Annotated in this window: 18 protein-coding genes; 9 read left to right on the plus strand and 9 right to left on the minus strand. The window is 58.5% G+C overall.

Annotated elements, in window-relative coordinates:
• Positions 1 to 34 precede the first annotated feature (34 nt).
• Positions 35 to 223, plus strand: a complete 189-nt coding sequence (locus C8N42_RS21380; RefSeq protein ID WP_146168258.1) for a hypothetical protein — start codon at positions 35 to 37, stop codon at positions 221 to 223.
• Positions 224 to 557: 334 nt separating this feature from the next.
• On the opposite strand, the gene C8N42_RS10685 is transcribed toward C8N42_RS21380, so the two are convergent.
• Positions 558 to 1,157 (minus strand): glutathione S-transferase family protein, encoded by a 600-nt coding sequence (locus C8N42_RS10685; protein ID WP_107816563.1) that lies wholly within the window; start codon positions 1,155 to 1,157, stop codon positions 558 to 560.
• A 158-nt stretch (positions 1,158 to 1,315) separates the two neighbouring features.
• On the opposite strand from C8N42_RS10685, the gene C8N42_RS10690 reads away from it, so the two are divergent.
• Positions 1,316 to 1,855, plus strand: coding sequence for a carboxymuconolactone decarboxylase family protein (locus C8N42_RS10690; protein ID WP_107816564.1), 540 nt, complete (start codon positions 1,316 to 1,318; stop codon positions 1,853 to 1,855).
• A gap of 12 nt (positions 1,856 to 1,867) precedes the next feature.
• On the opposite strand, the gene C8N42_RS10695 is transcribed toward C8N42_RS10690, so the two are convergent.
• From C8N42_RS10695 to C8N42_RS10725, 7 genes are all read right to left on the minus strand, one after another.
• Positions 1,868 to 2,656, minus strand: a complete 789-nt coding sequence (locus C8N42_RS10695; protein ID WP_107816565.1) for a DNA-binding transcriptional regulator — start codon at positions 2,654 to 2,656, stop codon at positions 1,868 to 1,870.
• Between the two features lie 49 nt (positions 2,657 to 2,705).
• Entirely contained in the window at positions 2,706 to 3,548 is an 843-nt protein-coding gene (locus tag C8N42_RS10700; RefSeq protein WP_107816566.1) for a fumarylacetoacetate hydrolase family protein, read from the minus strand.
• Between the two features lie 3 nt (positions 3,549 to 3,551).
• Positions 3,552 to 5,045 carry a bifunctional 3-(3-hydroxy-phenyl)propionate/3-hydroxycinnamic acid hydroxylase MhpA gene (gene mhpA / locus C8N42_RS10705; protein WP_107816567.1) on the minus strand — a complete coding sequence of 498 codons (1,494 nt, stop codon included), beginning with the start codon at positions 5,043 to 5,045 and terminating at the stop codon, positions 3,552 to 3,554.
• A gap of 2 nt (positions 5,046 to 5,047) precedes the next feature.
• The gene (locus tag C8N42_RS10710; RefSeq protein ID WP_107816702.1) at positions 5,048 to 6,040 is read right to left on the minus strand and encodes a VOC family protein; all 993 of its coding nucleotides are present in this window, start codon (positions 6,038 to 6,040) and stop codon (positions 5,048 to 5,050) included.
• A 109-nt stretch (positions 6,041 to 6,149) separates the two neighbouring features.
• On the minus strand, positions 6,150 to 7,163 hold the full coding sequence (locus C8N42_RS10715) for a TRAP transporter substrate-binding protein (RefSeq protein ID WP_107816568.1): 1,014 nt from the start codon (positions 7,161 to 7,163) through the stop codon (positions 6,150 to 6,152).
• 19 nt (positions 7,164 to 7,182) lie between these two features.
• On the minus strand, positions 7,183 to 8,484 hold the full coding sequence (locus tag C8N42_RS10720; protein WP_107816569.1) for a TRAP transporter large permease: 1,302 nt from the start codon (positions 8,482 to 8,484) through the stop codon (positions 7,183 to 7,185).
• The gene (locus tag C8N42_RS10725) at positions 8,484 to 8,969 is read right to left on the minus strand and encodes a TRAP transporter small permease (RefSeq protein WP_107816570.1); all 486 of its coding nucleotides are present in this window, start codon (positions 8,967 to 8,969) and stop codon (positions 8,484 to 8,486) included. The genes C8N42_RS10720 and C8N42_RS10725 overlap by 1 nt, the downstream gene beginning before the upstream one ends.
• A gap of 341 nt (positions 8,970 to 9,310) precedes the next feature.
• Here C8N42_RS10725 and C8N42_RS10730 point away from each other — a divergent pair, with 341 nt between their 5' ends.
• A complete protein-coding gene (locus tag C8N42_RS10730; RefSeq protein WP_146168259.1) occupies positions 9,311 to 9,880 on the plus strand; it encodes a hypothetical protein in 570 nt (189 codons plus the stop codon).
• Positions 9,881 to 9,961: 81 nt separating this feature from the next.
• Positions 9,962 to 11,212 carry a porin family protein gene (locus C8N42_RS10735; RefSeq protein WP_107816572.1) on the plus strand — a complete coding sequence of 417 codons (1,251 nt, stop codon included), beginning with the start codon at positions 9,962 to 9,964 and terminating at the stop codon, positions 11,210 to 11,212.
• A gap of 25 nt (positions 11,213 to 11,237) precedes the next feature.
• On the opposite strand, the gene C8N42_RS10740 is transcribed toward C8N42_RS10735, so the two are convergent.
• Complete coding sequence (locus tag C8N42_RS10740) at positions 11,238 to 12,740, minus strand: bifunctional helix-turn-helix transcriptional regulator/alpha/beta hydrolase (protein ID WP_170109272.1); 1,503 nt, start codon at positions 12,738 to 12,740, stop codon at positions 11,238 to 11,240.
• Positions 12,741 to 13,121: 381 nt separating this feature from the next.
• On the opposite strand from C8N42_RS10740, the gene C8N42_RS10745 reads away from it, so the two are divergent.
• From C8N42_RS10745 to C8N42_RS10765, 5 genes are all read left to right on the plus strand, one after another.
• Positions 13,122 to 13,706 carry a helix-turn-helix transcriptional regulator gene (locus C8N42_RS10745; RefSeq protein WP_107816574.1) on the plus strand — a complete coding sequence of 195 codons (585 nt, stop codon included), beginning with the start codon at positions 13,122 to 13,124 and terminating at the stop codon, positions 13,704 to 13,706.
• Between the two features lie 548 nt (positions 13,707 to 14,254).
• Positions 14,255 to 14,761 (plus strand): hypothetical protein, encoded by a 507-nt coding sequence (locus tag C8N42_RS10750; RefSeq protein ID WP_146168260.1) that lies wholly within the window; start codon positions 14,255 to 14,257, stop codon positions 14,759 to 14,761.
• Complete coding sequence (locus C8N42_RS10755) at positions 14,758 to 15,132, plus strand: magnetosome protein MamC family protein (protein ID WP_107816576.1); 375 nt, start codon at positions 14,758 to 14,760, stop codon at positions 15,130 to 15,132. The genes C8N42_RS10750 and C8N42_RS10755 overlap by 4 nt, the downstream gene beginning before the upstream one ends.
• Before the next feature lie 44 nt (positions 15,133 to 15,176).
• Positions 15,177 to 15,419 (plus strand): hypothetical protein, encoded by a 243-nt coding sequence (locus C8N42_RS10760; RefSeq protein WP_107816577.1) that lies wholly within the window; start codon positions 15,177 to 15,179, stop codon positions 15,417 to 15,419.
• A gap of 29 nt (positions 15,420 to 15,448) precedes the next feature.
• Positions 15,449 to 17,620: a heavy metal translocating P-type ATPase gene (locus tag C8N42_RS10765; RefSeq protein ID WP_107816578.1), complete on the plus strand. Its 2,172-nt coding sequence runs from the start codon at positions 15,449 to 15,451 to the stop codon at positions 17,618 to 17,620.
• Positions 17,621 to 17,631: the final 11 nt, after the last annotated feature.

Below are 17,631 nucleotides of genomic sequence, written 5' to 3' on the forward strand. Positions count from 1 at the left end.
CGAAAATGTTGCGGAAAAATTATAGGAGAAAAAAATGAAAGTAACAGCAGAAATCATTGATAACAAAGGCGTCGTGATAATTTCCGAAGACGCAAACGTGACACAAGACGGAGACCTAGCCACTTTGTTCAGCAAGGCTATCGCAGCGTTTCGGCGCAAACATCCTGACACTTCGTTGTTCAGCGACGAAAATCATCCGGGCTATACTGTGCGACTGCGGTGAACAAAAAAGCCCCGACGCGGTAAAGCGCCGGGGCAAAGCCGTTCGGAACAATCCCGAAGAACGAACGGCCATCGGGCAGACGGGCCATGCCGCCCGAATTCGAAGGTCAGCGCACCGGCAACATCGGTCGCAGCTTCATCGCCACGCCGGGAAGCATCGTATAGAGCGGCAGGCCGATCACGGCTCGGTCCAGCACCACAGGGCACCCCTGCACTTCGGCAACGCACGCTGTTACCTATCAGAGGTATGACGCGTTAAAACAGCCGCAAACCTTGATCTTATCTTGTCTGAAAGAACCGGTCATGATGCATGATGTGGTAAACGGACTGCCTGCTCAGGGAATTGCCGACAGGTCCGAGCGTCTATTCCGGAGCCGCCGATGGTATTCGGCGAGCTTTGCCGGCATATCTATGTCAATTCGGTCCATCCATGACAGGAGATAGTAGGCCGCAGCATCAGCAATCGACAAGTCTCCAAAGAGAAATTCCTGATCACCGAGCTGCTTTTCCAGCGCAAGGAAACCGGCTCTTACGACCGCCTGTCCATGCTGGCGCAATTCCTGCTGGGCTTGTGCATCGGACAGGAATTTCTGCGGCATCATGGCGAAAACCGAACCGCGCATGTGCAGGCCCGAGACGATATGTTCGGTCAGTTCCATGACACGCACCTCGTCTTGCAAGGCCTCCGGCAAAAGTTTCCCGGCCGGAAAGCTCCTGGCGATCCAATATGCGATAACGGGAAACTCCGTCAGCACCGAACCATCCGGCAACATGAGCGCGGGGACTTTCCCTTTGGGGTTGATCGCCAGATACTCGGAACGACGATGGGCACCCGATTTCAGATCGGTTGTGACCACTTCGTACTCCGCGCCAGCCTCGTCCAACAAAAAGCGAATGCCTTCGGAGCAAGACCCCGGAGAATGGAAAAGCTTCATGGTTTACTCTCGACCCGTTATCGCATGTGGCAAACCGCACAGCCGGAAGAAGAAATATCAAATCACGATCGCAACATGTCCGACCTATGGACACTTCATGACCACATCTTGCAACGGGAAAACGGTCGGGTATCTGGTCGGCGAAAAGGGGAAAATTCATGACGCAAGGTACAGAGATCGGTCCGCTTCGCGACGAGGACTGGCCATCGCAGATTGAAGACCTGCGCGAAGGGTTTGCCGGCGCTCTGAACGTCTATCGCACCATGGCGCATCACCCCGATCTGCTGCGCGCCTGGGCGCCCTTGCGACAACATATCGTCAAGGACAGCGTGCTCGGCGCGGTGAATTCGGAGATCGTGATCCTGCGCACCGGTGTGCGGCTCGGCTCGTCCTACGAGTGGGCGCATCACGTCTCGCGGGCGCGCGCACTTGGCATGGACGATGCCCGGATCAAGGGCGTTCTGGCAACACCCGAAGGGACAGACGCGCTTCTTGTGCAAGCCGTCGATTCCATCATCGACCACCAGAAGCTCTCCCCGGCACTGGAACGCCAACTGGCAGCAACCTTCGGTCAAAAGGCCGTGTTCGACATCATCGCCACGGTCGGGTTCTACACGGTTCTCGGCACGATCCTGATGACCTATGACGTGCCTGTCGATGACAGGATCGCAGCGGAGATCGAAGCGAACCCGCTCTGATCCAACACCTCTTCAATCCGGCAGAGAGGCCGCGATCTTGTCGGCAATTTCCCTGAGAGGCGGCCCATATTCATCGAGAGCGCGCCGCGTCGTCATCGCACTTCGGATCCAGATCAGCGAAACACACCCGAGCACCGCGCCGCGCAAAAGGATCGGCACGGCAATCGAGGCGGTTTCCAGACGAAACTCACCACTGTCGCGCACGGCAAAGCCACGGTTGCGGGTTTCCTCGATCAGATGCGACAGCATAGGTTCTTCGAGAAATGGCCGGTCTTCCTCGACGTCGAGACGGCGCAGGTGATCGAGAATCAGGTTGCGCTCTTCCTCGGGACAAAAGGAAATATAGGCCCGTCCCGCAGAGGTACGCAGCACCGGCATCCGAAACCCGGTCATCCCCCGGTCGATGGACAGGGGCGAGCGTCCGTGCGTCGTCTCCTGAATGACCATCGCGGCATTATTATACATGCTGAGATCGAGCGGCCAGACCAGCCGCTTGGCATAGTCACCGAAGATCGGCCCCGCCGCCTGGGTGATCTCGGATGTCAGGGCTGTTCCGTCCCCCAAAGCAGCGGCAAAGCGGGTGACTCGGACATAGTTGGACGTCGCCGAAAACGCGACATAGCCCAGTTCTTCCAGCGTTTCCAAAAGCCTGTAGACCGTCGGACGCGGCAGATCGAGAGCCTTGGCGATCTCGCCGGGGCGTGCCTCCCCGACCCTGTTGACGTAACGCAGGATGGCAAGGCCCCGCGCGAGGGATCGCACGGAGCCTTGTGACAGTTTCGGTGTGACCTGCATGCTCATGGGACAAGCATCTCACAAGTCACACCGGGTTGAAAGCCAACGACGCAGGTCAGGCTTCCGCTTTCACCGGGTTCGACAAGATGCCGACCCCGGAAACCTCGACCTCACAGACATCGCCGTCCTTCATGAACAAAGGCGGATTGCGACGCGCACCGACCCCGCCCGGCGTGCCGGAGACGATCACATCGCCCGGCAGAAGCGGCAGGATAGTCGAGCAATAGGCAATCAGGCGCGGGATCGAACACACAAGCATATCGAGCGTGGTGTCCTGAACGGTCTCACCATTCAGACGCGTTTGCAGGCGCATCTTGGTGTGGTCCGCGATCTCGTCGGCGGTGGTCATCCACGGGCCGAAACCGCCGGTGCCGGCAAAGGTCTTGCCCGGCATGAACTGGTGCGTGTGCTTCTGCCAGTCGCGCACGGAGCCGTCGTTATAGCAGGCATAGCCCGCGACATAATCCATCGCATCCTCTTCGGAAATCCGGCGGCCTTCCTTGCCGATGATCACCGCGACCTCGCCCTCGTAATCGAACATATCGGATTCAAGCGGCTTGATCAGCGGCTCGTTGTGGCCGATCTGGGAGCCTTGGTAGCGGGCAAAGAGCACCGGGTTCGGGGTCTCTTCACGGCCGGTCTCTTCGATGTGGGCGTGATAGTTCAGGCCGACGCAAATGATTTTGTCCGGGTTCGGGATGACCGGATCGTGTTTGACATCGTCAAAGGCATAGTCGGCATCGGCAGAGACGAGCTTCTCGGCCGCGGCCATATCGCCCGAGGCAAGGAAATCGCGCAGCGTCGGCGCGTCGAGACGTTTGCCGAGATCGACGATGCCAGAGTCGTTGACGAGGCCGTAAGAGGACACGCCGTCTTTGGTGAAAGAGCAAAGTTTCATGAGTTAAGCCATTTCCGGTTGTTGCGTTTCGAGTGGATTGGGCAGGATGAGGGCAATCAGCGCCTCAAGTTCCTGTGTCGTGTCGGCCCCGCCCAGCGTGTGACGGTCGGGACGCAGAACTGTGGCCCGCGCACCGAGGCGAGCAAGGTGATCGGCAGCATTGGACGCGCTCGTGGTCACAAGCCCCACGCCCTCGGGCAAACTCAGCCCCGCGACGATCTCGTCCTCGGCGACAACCACGAATTGATGCGGATAAACCTCATCCATAAGACGGCTATAAGCCAGGCGCGGTTGTCCGAAAAGCCGCCCGGCCTTGTCTCCGATCCCAAGGCCCGGCCCCAGAGGCGGCGCGATGCTTTCCATCCGGGCCGTGCCATCACCGGAGGGCAGAGCCGCGCGTAACGCCGCTTCCGTACCCACCGTGTTGATCAGCCCCCCCAGACGCACTGCCGTCTGGATATATTCCCGCGCATTGGGCTTGCGCTCGCTTTCGTAGCTGTCGAGCAACGCCTCTGCGGCCTCTCCCGCAACCTTGCCCTGACAGATCAGCGCAAGCTTCCAATAGAGGTTCGCCACATCGCGCGTGCCTGCACACATCCCCTGCCCCATGAAGGGCGGGGTCTGATGACAGGCATCCCCGACCAGAAGCAACCGCCCCTTGCGCCAGTCTTCGGCGACCAGAGAGTGAAAGGTGTAGACCGCGGTCCGTTCGAGTTCCGCCTCTTCCGGTTTGAGCCAGTCGGACAAGAGCTCCCAAACGCGTTCGGGTTTCGAAATCTCGGCGCTGTCCTCATCGGGCCGCACGGTGATCTCCCAACGCCGCCGCATTCCCGGCACCCGCACATAGGTCGCGGGTCGTTCCGGGCGGCAATACTGGATCGAATGTTCGCCCAGCTCCGGCTTCTCCTCGTTCAGGATCACATCGACCACGAGCCAGCGCTCATGGAAGCCGTAATCCTCCATACCGCTCTCGATATAGCGCCGCACCAGAGAGCGCGCGCCATCGCAGCCAACGACATATTTCGCGCCGATCCGTTCGACCTTGCCGCGAGACATGTCCTCGAACCGTAGTTCGACTTCCTCACCTTTGTCTTCGATATAGAAAACATCGCAGCGCGTGCGGACAGTGACCGTTTCACGCTCTGCCATATGTGTCCGCAACACATCTTCGAGGTCCGGTTGGTGGAAGCGGTAATTGGCACGCCAACCCTGTGGCCCCTCGCCCTGCGGTCGCGGCCAATCCAACAGCAGCTTGCCAGCCGGATCGACAAAGCGCATCCCCGGATGTTTCGCGGTTTTCGGCTCCATCTCCTCGGCGATGCCGATCCACTGGAACACCCGCATCACCTCGGCGTCGAAATGTACCGCGCGCGGCAGATGATAGGCCGCGCTTTCACGTTCCAGCACGATGGTTTTCAATCCGCACTGACCCAGAAGATGCGCCAGCGTGGCCCCTGCGGGCCCGTAGCCCACGATGGCAACGTCATACTGTTCCATAGTCATTTTCCCCCGGAACCCGTTTGTTTCGCCAATTCACCGAAAAGCCAGGGGCAATCCGCCACCTGCGGCGCACGCACACCACGCGCAGCAGCATCCAGCCGCATATCGCGCAGACGTTTGCGTCCACCTTCCTCGGTCAGATAAAGACGCTCATGCCCCCAGAAACTCGGTCCGTCATGGGTTTCATGCGGCTCCCATGTCTCTGGCTCGATCAGTCGTCCGCCCCAGCCATTTTCAACAAAGAAGCCGGAGGGCGAATTGGCGTAATACGAGGTCATGTAATCGTTGGTGTGCCGCCCCAGCGTATAGGCGACGCGCCCCTCTTCGAGCTGGGCCAGATCGTAACCCTGCCCGACATCGTCGAGGTTCTGGAATTCGACCATGAAATGATGGAACCCAAGCTGACCTGAGCCGACCATCGCGAAGGAATGGTGACGTTGATTGAGATGGAAGAAATACAACCCGTAAGGTTTCAGCCCGTAATCCGAGACGTGGAAATCCAGCAGGTCGCGGTAGAACGGCATCATCACCTCGATGTCTTTCACATGCAACACCGCGTGCCCCATGCCCAGAGGCCCGGTCTTGAACCCGTCGATGGGACGTCCCGGTACGAAAGGATCGGAAGCGATCATCGGCGCATGGAACAGTTCCACCCGGTTGCCGCCCGGATCCTCGAACCAGATCAGATCGCCGACAAAACGCCGGTCCGCCAGTTCACGGGTTCCGAGATTGACCGTCACCCCCGCCTTGTCGAGACGTGCGGCGTAAAGCTGAAGATCGTCTTTTTCAGCCACCTCGAACCCTATGAAGGCCAGCGTCTCGCCCGGTTCATCCGAGATCAGAAGTCGCTGCATCTTATCGTCCATGCGGAAGGCCAGCGCCTTGCCGCCGCGGTCGATCTTCTGCATCCCCAAGAGTTTGCCGGCAAAATCGGACCAGTCGTCGAGCTTGTCGGAGCGCACACCGAGATAGCCCAGAGCAATAATCGCCATGGTTGTCTCCATTGGTTGAATTCGGAATGCTCCTTTTTAACCGGGTTGCTGCACGACCCCGAGGAGCGTTCTCCGCCCGTCCACTGGGCGGACGGAGAGAGAGGTGGTATTATTCCGCGCTGATCTGCATCGCGTGATCGAGCACCGCCTGTGCCGCCGCCGGGTCGACCTGTTCGGCAACCCACGCGGCGGACGCACCGGCCAAGGCCTCTTTCCACGGCGCAAGCCCCGCCTCGTCGAGGTCGATGAAGGTGAGTTTTTCGTCTTGGCGATAGCTGGCCTCGATCTCCGCATCGGCCTCATCGACCACGGAAGCGATCCACTCCGCCATGCTGCGCCCGGTCATCTCATCGAGCACCGCCTTGTCCTCGTCGGACAGGCTGTCATAGCTGCGTTTGTTCATCAGGATTGCCATGGGCGAGGCGGTGTAGCGCGTGTTGGTGATGTAGGGCGCAACCTCGTTGAGGCGGAAGGTACGGTAGGCGTCCATCACCCAGACCGCACCGGAAACGACGCCGCGTTCGAGGTTCTCATAGACTTGCGGCGCCGGCACGGATACGCCCGACGCCCCAAGCATGTCGAACAGGGTTGAGCCGAATTTCGACGGTGTCCGCAGTTTCAGCCCCTTGAGATCGGCGGGGGTCTCGGCCGGCGCATCGGTCATGAAAAAGCGATAACCGGGCGTGGAGAACAGCGCCAGCACCTTGTAATCGGCATATTCCGCATCGAGCGCCCCCTCTTCGAGCAAGGCGTTCAGCACCTTCGCCCCCTGCGTGGAAGTCGGGGCGACACCCGGCACTTCGACCACGCCGGTCATCGGGAAGAGACCCGGCGTATAGGTCGGCACGATCAGCGCAACATCGGCGACACCGGCTTTCACCAGTTCGGCCTGCGCAGGCGGCGCACCGAGGATCGCGCCGGGATAGAGTTTGAAACTGGTCTTCTTCGACAGTTTCGCATTCATCTCGTCGATCCAGGGCTGGAGGATTTTCGCGGAATAAAATCCCTGAGCCGGTTCATGTACGGAGACACGCAATTCGCGGGCCTGCGTCGCGGTAGCGGTCAGCGCAAGCGCCAGAGCGCTGGCCCCGAGAAGTTTCTTGATGTGCAGTCGGTTGAACATGGTTTCCTCCCTTATGTTCTTAAAAAGCGTTGTAGGGCAGCCAGATGACCAACGCCGGAAGCGCGATGATGATGGCGACGCGGATGAAATCGGCGATCACGAAAGGCGTCGCACCTTTCCAAAGCTCGGTGAGCTGGACATCCGGCTGGACGGTTTTGAGCACGAAGAGGTTCATCCCTACCGGCGGCGTGATCAGCCCCATCTCGACGACCATCACCGCGAAGATGCCGAACCAGACGAGGTCGATCCCGGCGGCCTGTGCAATCGGCACGAAAAGCGGCACGGTAAGCAGCAGCATGGCAAGGCTGTCCATCAGCGTGCCCAGTACGAGATAGATCACCAGCATCAGAAGGATCACCAGAAGCGGCTGATCGAGGATGCCCGAAAACATTCCGGTGAGAGAAAACGGCAACCCCGAAAGCGCCAGAAAAAAGTTGAACAGGTTCGCCCCGATCAACACGAGGTAGAGCGCGCCACAGGTCATCGCCGTGTCCATCAGCGCCGACATCATCCCCGACAGGTTCAGACGACGCGACAGAAAACCGTACATGAGCACGACAAAGGCTCCGATGGCGGCGGTCTCATTGGCGGTGAACACACCGGTGTAAAGCCCGCCCATGATCAGACCGAAGATGCCCACCGGCGGCAGAAGCTCCTTGAGCGCAAGATTGCGTTCGTGTGTCGTGGCGCGGGCGCGTTGCGGTGCGGAGGACCAGCCGAACCAGATCGGCACCCAGATCGCGAGGCAATAAAGCAGCACGGCCAGTAAGATCGGCCCGGCGGTGGCGAGCAGAAGATCGCGAATGGATTGTTCGGCGATGAAGGCATAGATCACCAGCACGGTCGAGGGCGGGATCAGGATGCCGAGCGTACCACCGGCGGCAACGGAGCCAGCGGAAAGCGACCGCGAATAGCCCGCCTCCTGCATCTCCGGCATGGCGATCCGACCCATTGTGGCGGTGGTTGCCAGAGACGAGCCGGAAATCATCCCGAAACCCGCAGAGGCCCCGATGGTCGCAAGCGCCAGCCCACCGCGACGATGCCCGATCAGAACGGACATCGACTGGTAGAGCTTTGCCGACAGGCCCGAGCGCGCGGCGACGTTTCCCATAAGCACGAAGAGCGGCAGCATGGTCAGCGTGTAGTTCGTCAGACTGTCCCAGGTGGTCGTCGCTCCGATCGCCATGGCCCCATCCATGCCAATGATCATGGCCGAACCGAGAATGCCGACGAGACCAAGCGCCACCGCCACGGGAACTTCGAGGAAAATCATCAAAATGGCCGCGACAAAGCCGAGGCCGCCCAAAAGAAGTCCGCTCATTACCAGTCCCTCTCATTGCGTAGCGCAAAACGCAGCCCCGCAAAGGCGGCGAACATGCAGGCGGTCAATGCGAAAGCGACAATCATGATCAGGACCGGCGTCGGCAGACCCAGATCCGCCGTGGTCTCTGGTGAGCCGATCTTCTCGATGGCGTTCTCGCCGACGATCCAAAGCAGAAGCCCTGCGAAGACGACCGAAGCCACAGCCCCCACCAACCCCAGCGGATAGGTGAAACGATTGGGCGACAGTTCGGACAGAAGTTTGGCCGTCACATGGGTTCGCTTGGCATAACAGACCGGCATCGACAAAAGCGCCCCGAGCCCGATGGACAGCGACGTCATTTCAATCGCGCCGGGAATGTTTTTTCCCGCCACGGCACGTAATGCGACATCGCCGACCGTGACAGCGGTGCCGAACAAAAAACAGAGACCGGCCCCTGCCAGGAAGCCGTTCGAGATGATTTTCTTAAAGGTTGCCCCAGCCATTTCAATGTTCCTCTGGGATCAAAAGAAATGTCGTGAGAACACCCGCGGTTTTGCGGATCAGGTGCGTTTCCATGCGTTCCTCCCAAACGCTTTTCCCCAAACATAGGAAGTGGGTTCGTCGTTAAGATACCCGGAAGGAAAAACTGTCCGACTGACGGACACACGGCGAGCCTGCACACCAATTTCAGAAAATCGAGAAAGTCGCTGAGCCGATCCGGTGCGTTGGTGCCGTTGTAAACCTATAAGTTCTTATAGGTTGTTCAATCTTCAGAATGATGGAGAGTTTTCATGATCTTAAGGGGTCGTTTCAGATCTTTGCACAATGATTAGGAGAACTCTGCATGAGGTTTTTAACACTGGCCGCTGTTTCGGCAGCGACACTCTCACTTGCCGCTTGTGGTGGCTCATCTGTTGATGGGGATATGTCCGACGTTGATCTTCCCCCGCAATACGACAGCCTTGAAGGCCTGGTCTCTGCGGCCGAGAAGGACGAACTCGAAACCGCATCGGAAAGCCAAATGTCCGGGACCGCGACGATGACCGGCGCGTTGGCCATCGGTGACATCGGAGAGGATGAGGATCTCGAAGCGCTTGGCGACCTGAGCCTGACGGCCAATTTCACCTCTGGCACGGTGAGCGGTACGGCTGACAACTTCGCCCTGTATAACGAGGATACGCTTGAGGTTGACACCGATCTCACCGGCTCTCTTTCGATCAACGGAACGATCTCGGGCACCAGCCTTACGGCCGATGCCGATGGCATTCTGAACGACGGTGAAGATCACACTCTCGATCTCGCCATGTCCGGTACGTTCTACGACTACGAAGGGGATCTCGCGGTCTACGGCGATGTGTCCGGGAACATTGACGGCGAATATCACGAAGGTGGCTTCGCTGCCGTCGAGGATTGAGGTCATCTTTCCGTCCTCATGACAATGCCGTGCTGCGAGCCTCCCTCGCAGCACGGTTGTTTACGGTAAATCGAGGTTGGAATGAGCAAACGCAGCCGCCGTCCGGGGCATTGGTTTCGGCAAATCATGGGCATCGCATGGTGCGTTCTGTGCATCGACGGAGCGGCTTTCGCCGACACGTCCCCTTCGACAACACAAGTATATCATGCGCTGATGCGGCTCGGGCAGACTGCTTTGGCGAAAGAGGACCCCAGCAAAGCCACACTCTACTTTTCAAAGGCTTATCACCTTGTCCCGACCGATCCGTCGGCCCAGCTGGCGATGGCCGAAGCCATCGCTCAACAAGGTCAGGCCCGTAAGGCCGAGACGTTTCTGCGACAGCTTTTGAAAGATCCAGCGCAACGGGCCAACACGGATTTTTACCTGAAAGGCCTGACCAAATTGCAAAAGCGCTATCCGTTCGTGACGTCGGCGTCTTTTGCGGCCTTGCCCAGCACGAACATCAAAAACACCTCATCCGCCACGATTTTCGACACGCTTCTGGGGCGATTTGAAATAGATGACGGCGGTGAAGAGATCTCCGGCATCGGCATCGAAATCGGGGCATGGGGAACCTACCGATATCCGCTTGCCGACGGTTTGTCTTTTGAGCTTGGGGCGGGCCTCAATCGCATCTGGTACGAAGAATCCGAACTCCGCTATTGGCGTGGGCGGGTAACGGTCGATGTCTCCCGGCTCGACGCACATCAGGAACTGCGCGGCGGGCTACATGCCGACCGCAGCTATTACACCGAGGTGGAGGACGACAGCTCTGATCGCATCGCCATGGGGCTCCATGGGAGCTGGTCCAGACCCATCACGAACGATCTGCGGCTGAACGTCAGTGGATTGGCGGAATACCGCGACTATCTCGACAAGGATAGCCTGTCCGGTCCCTACGCCTCTTTCGGTCTGGGACTGGTCAAACGATTGTCCTCGGGTGCAACGGTTTTTATGGGCGGTTCCGTGGAGCGCTCCAGAACGACTTTGGACTATCACCGTTACTGGGGTGGGACTTTGCGGGCAGGATATGAAACCGATCTCACCGACACATTGCGTGGCAGCGTCAGCCTGAGTGGCACATTCCGGCAATATGACACAGAATTTTCTGCCGTGGATTACGCCCGCCGCGATGAAGCCTTCCGCATCGGCATCTCTCTGTCAGATCGCCGGATCAAGATCATGGGAGGCACGCCCAAACTGTCTTGCAGCTACAGGTTCCAATCCTCGAATATTTCTCTTTATGAAACCAGATCAACCGACTGCAGGATCGGATGGTCTTATAGTTTCTGACATCAGACATAAGGCGACAACACACTCATGACGCCGCATGTGCCAACCCCTCATGGGCGATCATCTGTGAGACAAGAGCCTTGAAGTGTTGCGTCAAAATCAGATGACCCGCGTTTTCAAAGGCATGGAAGGAAGCCTCCGGCATTGTCTCCGCAATCGCCTGAATGTCTTCTATGGGGCTGATCGGATCTTCTTCTCCGTGAACGAATGTCACCCGACAGGTGGTTTTTTTAAGATCGCCAAGCCAGTCACGCTGTAAATTCGCGATCTCATCCACTGAGGCAAAAGTCGCATGGTTTGCAATCAGACGGAGCCAGTCGGACAAATGCGTATGCCGGAAAAATGTCTCAAGACAGGCCGTATCCGCGGCAGATTTACGGTAAAGATGCGCTAACCCTTTTTTTGCCAACACAGGGACACGGCTGAAAGCATTATAAATTTGCGTCAACCCGGCGATGACACGTTCGTCACGACGCACCCGTTGCGACATTTCGATGAAAATCGTCGGGTTGTGAGAACCTGGCTCCGGTTTGAACACTTGCGGTGTGGCGGCCAGGACCAGTTGGGACACCATATGCGGATTATGTCGGGCAAAATGCGCCGCCCAGGTCACCCCGGCACTCTCGGCCACACAGATCAACGGCTCATCTGTCAAATATTCCATTGTGTCCGACAGCGCCCTCGTGAGTCTTGCCAAGCGCGTCTGGACATCCAGATTACCCTCGAACCCAAGAAAGTGTCGTGGCACAACCAGCCAGCGCAAACCGTTCTCCTTGAGCGTGTCTATCATCTCGTCATGAAAAACGACGGGCGCCAGCATGCTATGGAAATACAGCACAGGCCGCCCTCGCCGCGCCCCGAACTCCCACACGGGAACGTCAATGCCGTCTCCGATAGAGATGGTGTTGACAATGACATCCTTGCCGAACTGCCGTTTGACGAGAGCGGTCTCGAAATCGCGCTTTTGCAGCGGAAGGATTTCATCCAGAATGCCGGCCGTGATCTCCAGAGACAGGTTTCTGAGGAGCACGGTTTGAGTTTTGCATCCCATCTTGTCGAGGATGACCTGAATCTGTTTGCGTTTCGTGTCATAGGAAGCCCCAAGCCGTGCCGCCGCCGTTTTCAGATCGAGACCGGTCAACAGATGGGACAGCAACAGATATTCCGAGGGGGTCAGGCGTACATCTGTTGCATTCTCGGCCAACGCCGCAATTCGTTCGGCATCGAGCCGAACGGCAACGAACGCGACATGGTCCGGAACATCGCTCCAGCGTTCCACGCGATCGTAGAGAAAGTACAGGCGCTCGTCGACCACCACAAAGGTACAGCCGCTTGCCAGATTGCCCGGCATGTGAATGACGGGCGGGAATAAACTGTCTGATTGTGAAACGATGCTATGAATTTGCCGGTTGCCATCGTGATCGTAGAGATTGGCAGGCAATCGGCAATTTGAAAAACTGCGGAAAAAGAACTGCTCACTTGAGGCTTCGTCTTCCCGCAGATGCAAAAGCGCATCTTCAGAGGGCAATGCCAAACGGTCTTTTTTGAGTACAGTCGTCAAGATCTGAATGAATTGCGATGGAGGTGTCATCTGGCTATCGCTCCGTTTTCATCAAACGCGTCCCGGTTTGCATCCCGACACCTGAACTCCAATGGTCAATCTCGTTTCAAAATCACGAAATTAACACTTTTTCTTCACGCCTACCGGCTAAGCTTCTCAAGCAGCCTCAGACATAATTCCCTGAACGACAAGACAAAATACATTTGCGATGGCTCGAAATGAAGACCGACCATTTTTCGCACATTTTTTACCCCCCCAAAGGGGGGCGAACGGCCAAATCGGTATTTCTATAGTGCGTGTGTCGCCAGTCAAAAACCAAGCGGAAGTCTTGGTCAAACAGTCAAGCCGATGCACAACAACGCACCATCTTTTCATATCGCGCGTAAAAGCGCCAAAACTGAAATGGTTGATCTCGCCTTCCTCGATCTCGACAGTGAGGGGCGGATCATCTCGCATGACGCACTTGCGAAACGCTTTCTGGATATGAAGCCTCACTATATCAGAAAGAACGGTGCCAGGTTCTTCACTCCCGATCCCAGCCACACTTTCTTGCGTGCTTTACTGGCGGCATGTGACGACGTTAATCCTGTCTCCACTGTTTTCAATCCAAGCGAAGATACGCGCGATCCGTTTCTCCAGATCAATGTTCTTCCGTTTCAACCGGGGCTGGCGCGCGTCGTTCTGTTCTGGGCGCATTCTGATACCGAAATCAGCGAGACAGAAGACCCCGCCCCTTCTGTCTCAGTCCTTTCCGCAAGAGAACGCGACGTTCTGGAGTTGGCGGCAGAGGGCCTCAGGCGTGATCGCATTGCTTATAAGTTAAACATTTCCCTGCCAACTGTAGACATGCATGCACGCAACCTGCGTCGCAAGTTGTCTGCACTCACGACATCCGAAGCGGTCGCAATTGCTGTTAAAATGAAGCTGCTCTGATCCCCGAAAATAACGACAAAGCTCCCTGTAATCGTCAGGTGGGCTTGCTTATATCTTTTATCAGTCACGATCTGGGCGGGGAGCGCGATGTCGCAAATGCCGGGCGACATTTGATCTATGAGAAAGCGGATGTCGATTTTCCTTGAGAACTGATGGTGGCATCCCTCTCCCGATGGCACCCTGCGTGGTCGCAATGCCGGCCTGATACATGACCGCACCCGATCACACATCAGCGCTGAAATCTGCCTTCTTGTTTTATCAACGGCGACGCCCCATTGGGCCACCTGTGGAGTGCGCCCCATGGGATTCCTCAGCCAACCACGCGGCGCGAGAACGGATCGCGGACCACGCAGAGATACAGCCAGCCTGGGTATCAACAGTTTTTCTGCTCTCTCAGACAAACATGATCTTTATCATGGACCTTGCCGCGGCTTCATGTTCAAATTCAATATCAGGTATATATCTTTCAGCCAGCGCTCAGGCACCATGCCGGAGTTCCCAGCCAGAGAAGATGCGAAAGCAACGATCTGTAAAGGAATATGGCGCAGATGAGCGTTTCATCTCACGACACACACAAACAATCTGAAACGGGCAGGAAGCCAACGCTCGGGACCGGGGAAAACCCACCCTTTGGCTGGTATTACTTCGGACCCGAACCGCCTTGGAAAACCTCAGGGGCCGCGCCTTCCTCCAGAGACACCAACGCCGACGCCTCGGGAGAGGATAACACCGATCTGATGCGGGCCTTCGACCGGTTGTCGCGTGGTGAGGTCAATGCGGAAACCATCGGTAAGCTCTTCGACCTGAAGGACCGCGATTTCTGGAAAGGCGCGCTGGCCGGGGCCGCAGCCGCCCTTGCGGCCAACAACCTGCCCGCACTCAAGGCAATGGCAGCCAGCGTCATGGCCGGTGCTTTCGCGCAGGCAACGCCCGCGAAACCCGCCGCGGCATCCACGGCAAAAACGGATAAAGCGCCCGATCCGCACAGCAAGGAACACTCCGGGACGCAACAGGCTCCGGATCAGACCACGCAAGAAGAGGAGACTTCAGTATGAGCACGTCCAGCAAACTCAATCTCACTCAGGCCACACAGCCCGGAACATTGCCCGACGCAAGCCAGATCATGCGCTCTGGCGTCAACGGCGCCGCCATCACCGGGGCCTGGACCGCGATCAACGAGACCATACGGGTGCGCAATGGCGAAATCACCACAGAGGAAGCGGTGAAAGCCACCGCCAACAGCGCCGCCATCGGCGCAGGCGCGGGAGCCGTGGCCTCTGTGGCTTCGCATATCGCGCGCTCCATTCCGCTTTCGAGCCTCGCGCTGATCGCTCTGGGAGCCGGTGTGCTCTACCTGTCGAAACAGTCGAAGAAAACCACACCGCCCGCCGCGCCCGAAGCTGAAACAGAAGCGGCAAAAGGCTGACGCCTCCGCACGCGGGCATGAACTGACAGTGAAAGGAGGCTCTCATGGCCAACACTCCGAACGACACCGGCATTCCGCTCACCGCCGCCAATCTTCTCAACAGCAAATTCCTGACCGGCGCTGTCGTCGGTGGTTTGGTGACCTATGTGCTGACCAATGAGGCTGTGCAAAAAGCCGCGCTGAATGGGCTGGCCCATCTCTGGATCACTCTGCAAGGCGGTGTGGAAGAGGCCAAGGAACGGTTCCGCGACGCCGAGTCCGAGATCAAGGCCGCCCGCGACAGTTGAGGACTGTCGCGGACTTCAAGGAGTCGAGCATGCGTGTCGAAACCCTTCCGAATGCCGTTTCTCCCGTGGTGTCGGCAGCCGCACCTTCCGGCAAGGCGCGGCTGAAGATCGTGCATGAAACGAAAGGGCGTCTGCGGGTCAAAATGCCGATCCTGGGCCTGCCCGGGCTGGACACCGAACATCTTGCCCGGGTCCTGCGCGGCACACCGGAGGTCCGCACCGTCCGGATCAATCCCGGAGCCATGTCGGTGGTCTTCGAGTTTACCGGCGGGCGCGCCACACGTTACCGTATCCTCGACCGCCTGTCCTGCCTGACCCGTGATCAGATGCGGTTTCGTGCACCCGATGAAGACACACGCCCCTCGGCAGTTCCTCTGTTCAAACGCGCCGCACTTCTCGCCGCGCTTCCGGTTCTGCCCCCGACGGTTGGCAGGGTGCTTGCGATTGCGACAATTGCGCCACGCGTGCTGCGCGGGGCGCGTTCTCTGGTGAGCGAGGGGATCACCGTCGAAGTGCTCGATGCGCTCGCCGTCTCGCTCGGCGCCTTGCAAGGCCGGTTCGGTACGGCGGTTACCACCGATTTCATGATGGAAACCGGCGAATATCTTGAGGAAAGCACAATCCGCCATTCCGGCGCGCTGTTGCAGGATTTGTTGATGCCGAACCCGGAACATGCCTGGATCGAACGCGACGGTCATGCGGTCGAAGTACCCTTTTCCGAGGTCCGCAAGGGCGACAGGGTGGTGGTGCAGACCGGCGAACTGGTGCCCGTCGACGGTGTGGTCTGTGGCGGTGCGGCGCAAATCAACCAAGCCTCGATCACCGGAGAGAGTCTGCCGGAAACCAAGACTGTGGGAGACATGATCATTGCTGGCAGCCTGGTCGAGAGCGGATCGCTCAAGATCATCGCTGAACAAGTCGGATCGGACACGACCACCGCGCAGATCGCGGCGATGATCCGTGAGTCACTGGAGAAACGCTCCACCACCGAGAAACGGGCCGAACGCCACGCCAATCGTCAGGTCTACATGACTCTCGGGCTGGGGGCCGCCACCTTGCTTTGGACGCGGGATGTCAGACGGCTCAGCTCGGTCTTTCTGGTCGATTACGCCTGTCCGATCAAACTCTCCGCCCCCGTGGCAATCCGCGCCACCATGTCGGAAGCGGTGGCGCGCGGCATCCTGATCAAGGGTGGTCCGAGCATCGAGAAGCTCGCAGAGGTCGATACATTCGTTTTTGACAAGACCGGCACGCTGACTCGTGGCGAACTGGCGGTGACGGATGTGATCTCGCTGAAACTGCGCGGTTGGTCGAAGGCCCGGCTGCTGGCGCTCGCTGCTTCGCTCGAAGAACATTCGCAACATCCGCTGGCCCATGCCATTGTCGCAGAGGCGAAAGCCCGCGACACCGGTCATTGCGACCATGGCGATGTCATTTTCGACGTCGGTCACGGGCTGCGCGCCGAAGTGAGCGGGAAAGAAGTCCTGATCGGCAGTCGGCATTTCCTAGAAAACCGTGAAGGGGTGGATTTCACACCACATGAAGCCGTGTTGGACCGGCTGACCGATGAGGGGAAAATGGCCCTGTTCATCGCGGTGGGCGGCAAGCCTGCCGGTCTGATCGGCCTTCGGGACGAATTGCGCGACGATGCAAACGAGACCGCCGCACGGCTGCGCGCGAGCGGTGTGAAACGGCTTGTCATGCTCACGGGCGACCGCCGGGCACGGGCCGAGGGTTTTGGCGAGACCCTTGGCTTTGACACGGTCCATGCCGATCTGCGTCCGGAGGACAAGGCCCGCATTCTGGCCGAATTGCAGGAGCGAGGCCATAAGGTCGCCTTCGTCGGCGACGGGATCAACGACGCTCCGGCTCTGGCGCAGGCCCATGTGGGCTTCAGCATGTCGCAAGGTGCCGATATCGCCCAAGCGACCTCGGATATCACCCTGATGGATGACCGGATCAGCGCCGTGGCCGATGCGCGGGAAGCTTCCGACCGGGCCATGCAGATTATCAGGACCAACACCAATCTGGCACTTGGTATCAACACCGGTCTGTTCATCGCCGCATCCGCCGGAACGCTCTCGCCAGTGGCGGCTGCGGTGGCCCATAACGGTTCGACCTTCGGCCTCTTGCTTTACGCCCTGTCGCGGGCCGGGGTGCCTGCAAAACGGACAAAGCCAGTGACGCTATCCGAAATGTGACATGGGACGCG

It is taken from the genome of Celeribacter persicus (assembly GCF_003050785.1).
GTDB lineage: Bacteria > Pseudomonadota > Alphaproteobacteria > Rhodobacterales > Rhodobacteraceae > Celeribacter > Celeribacter persicus.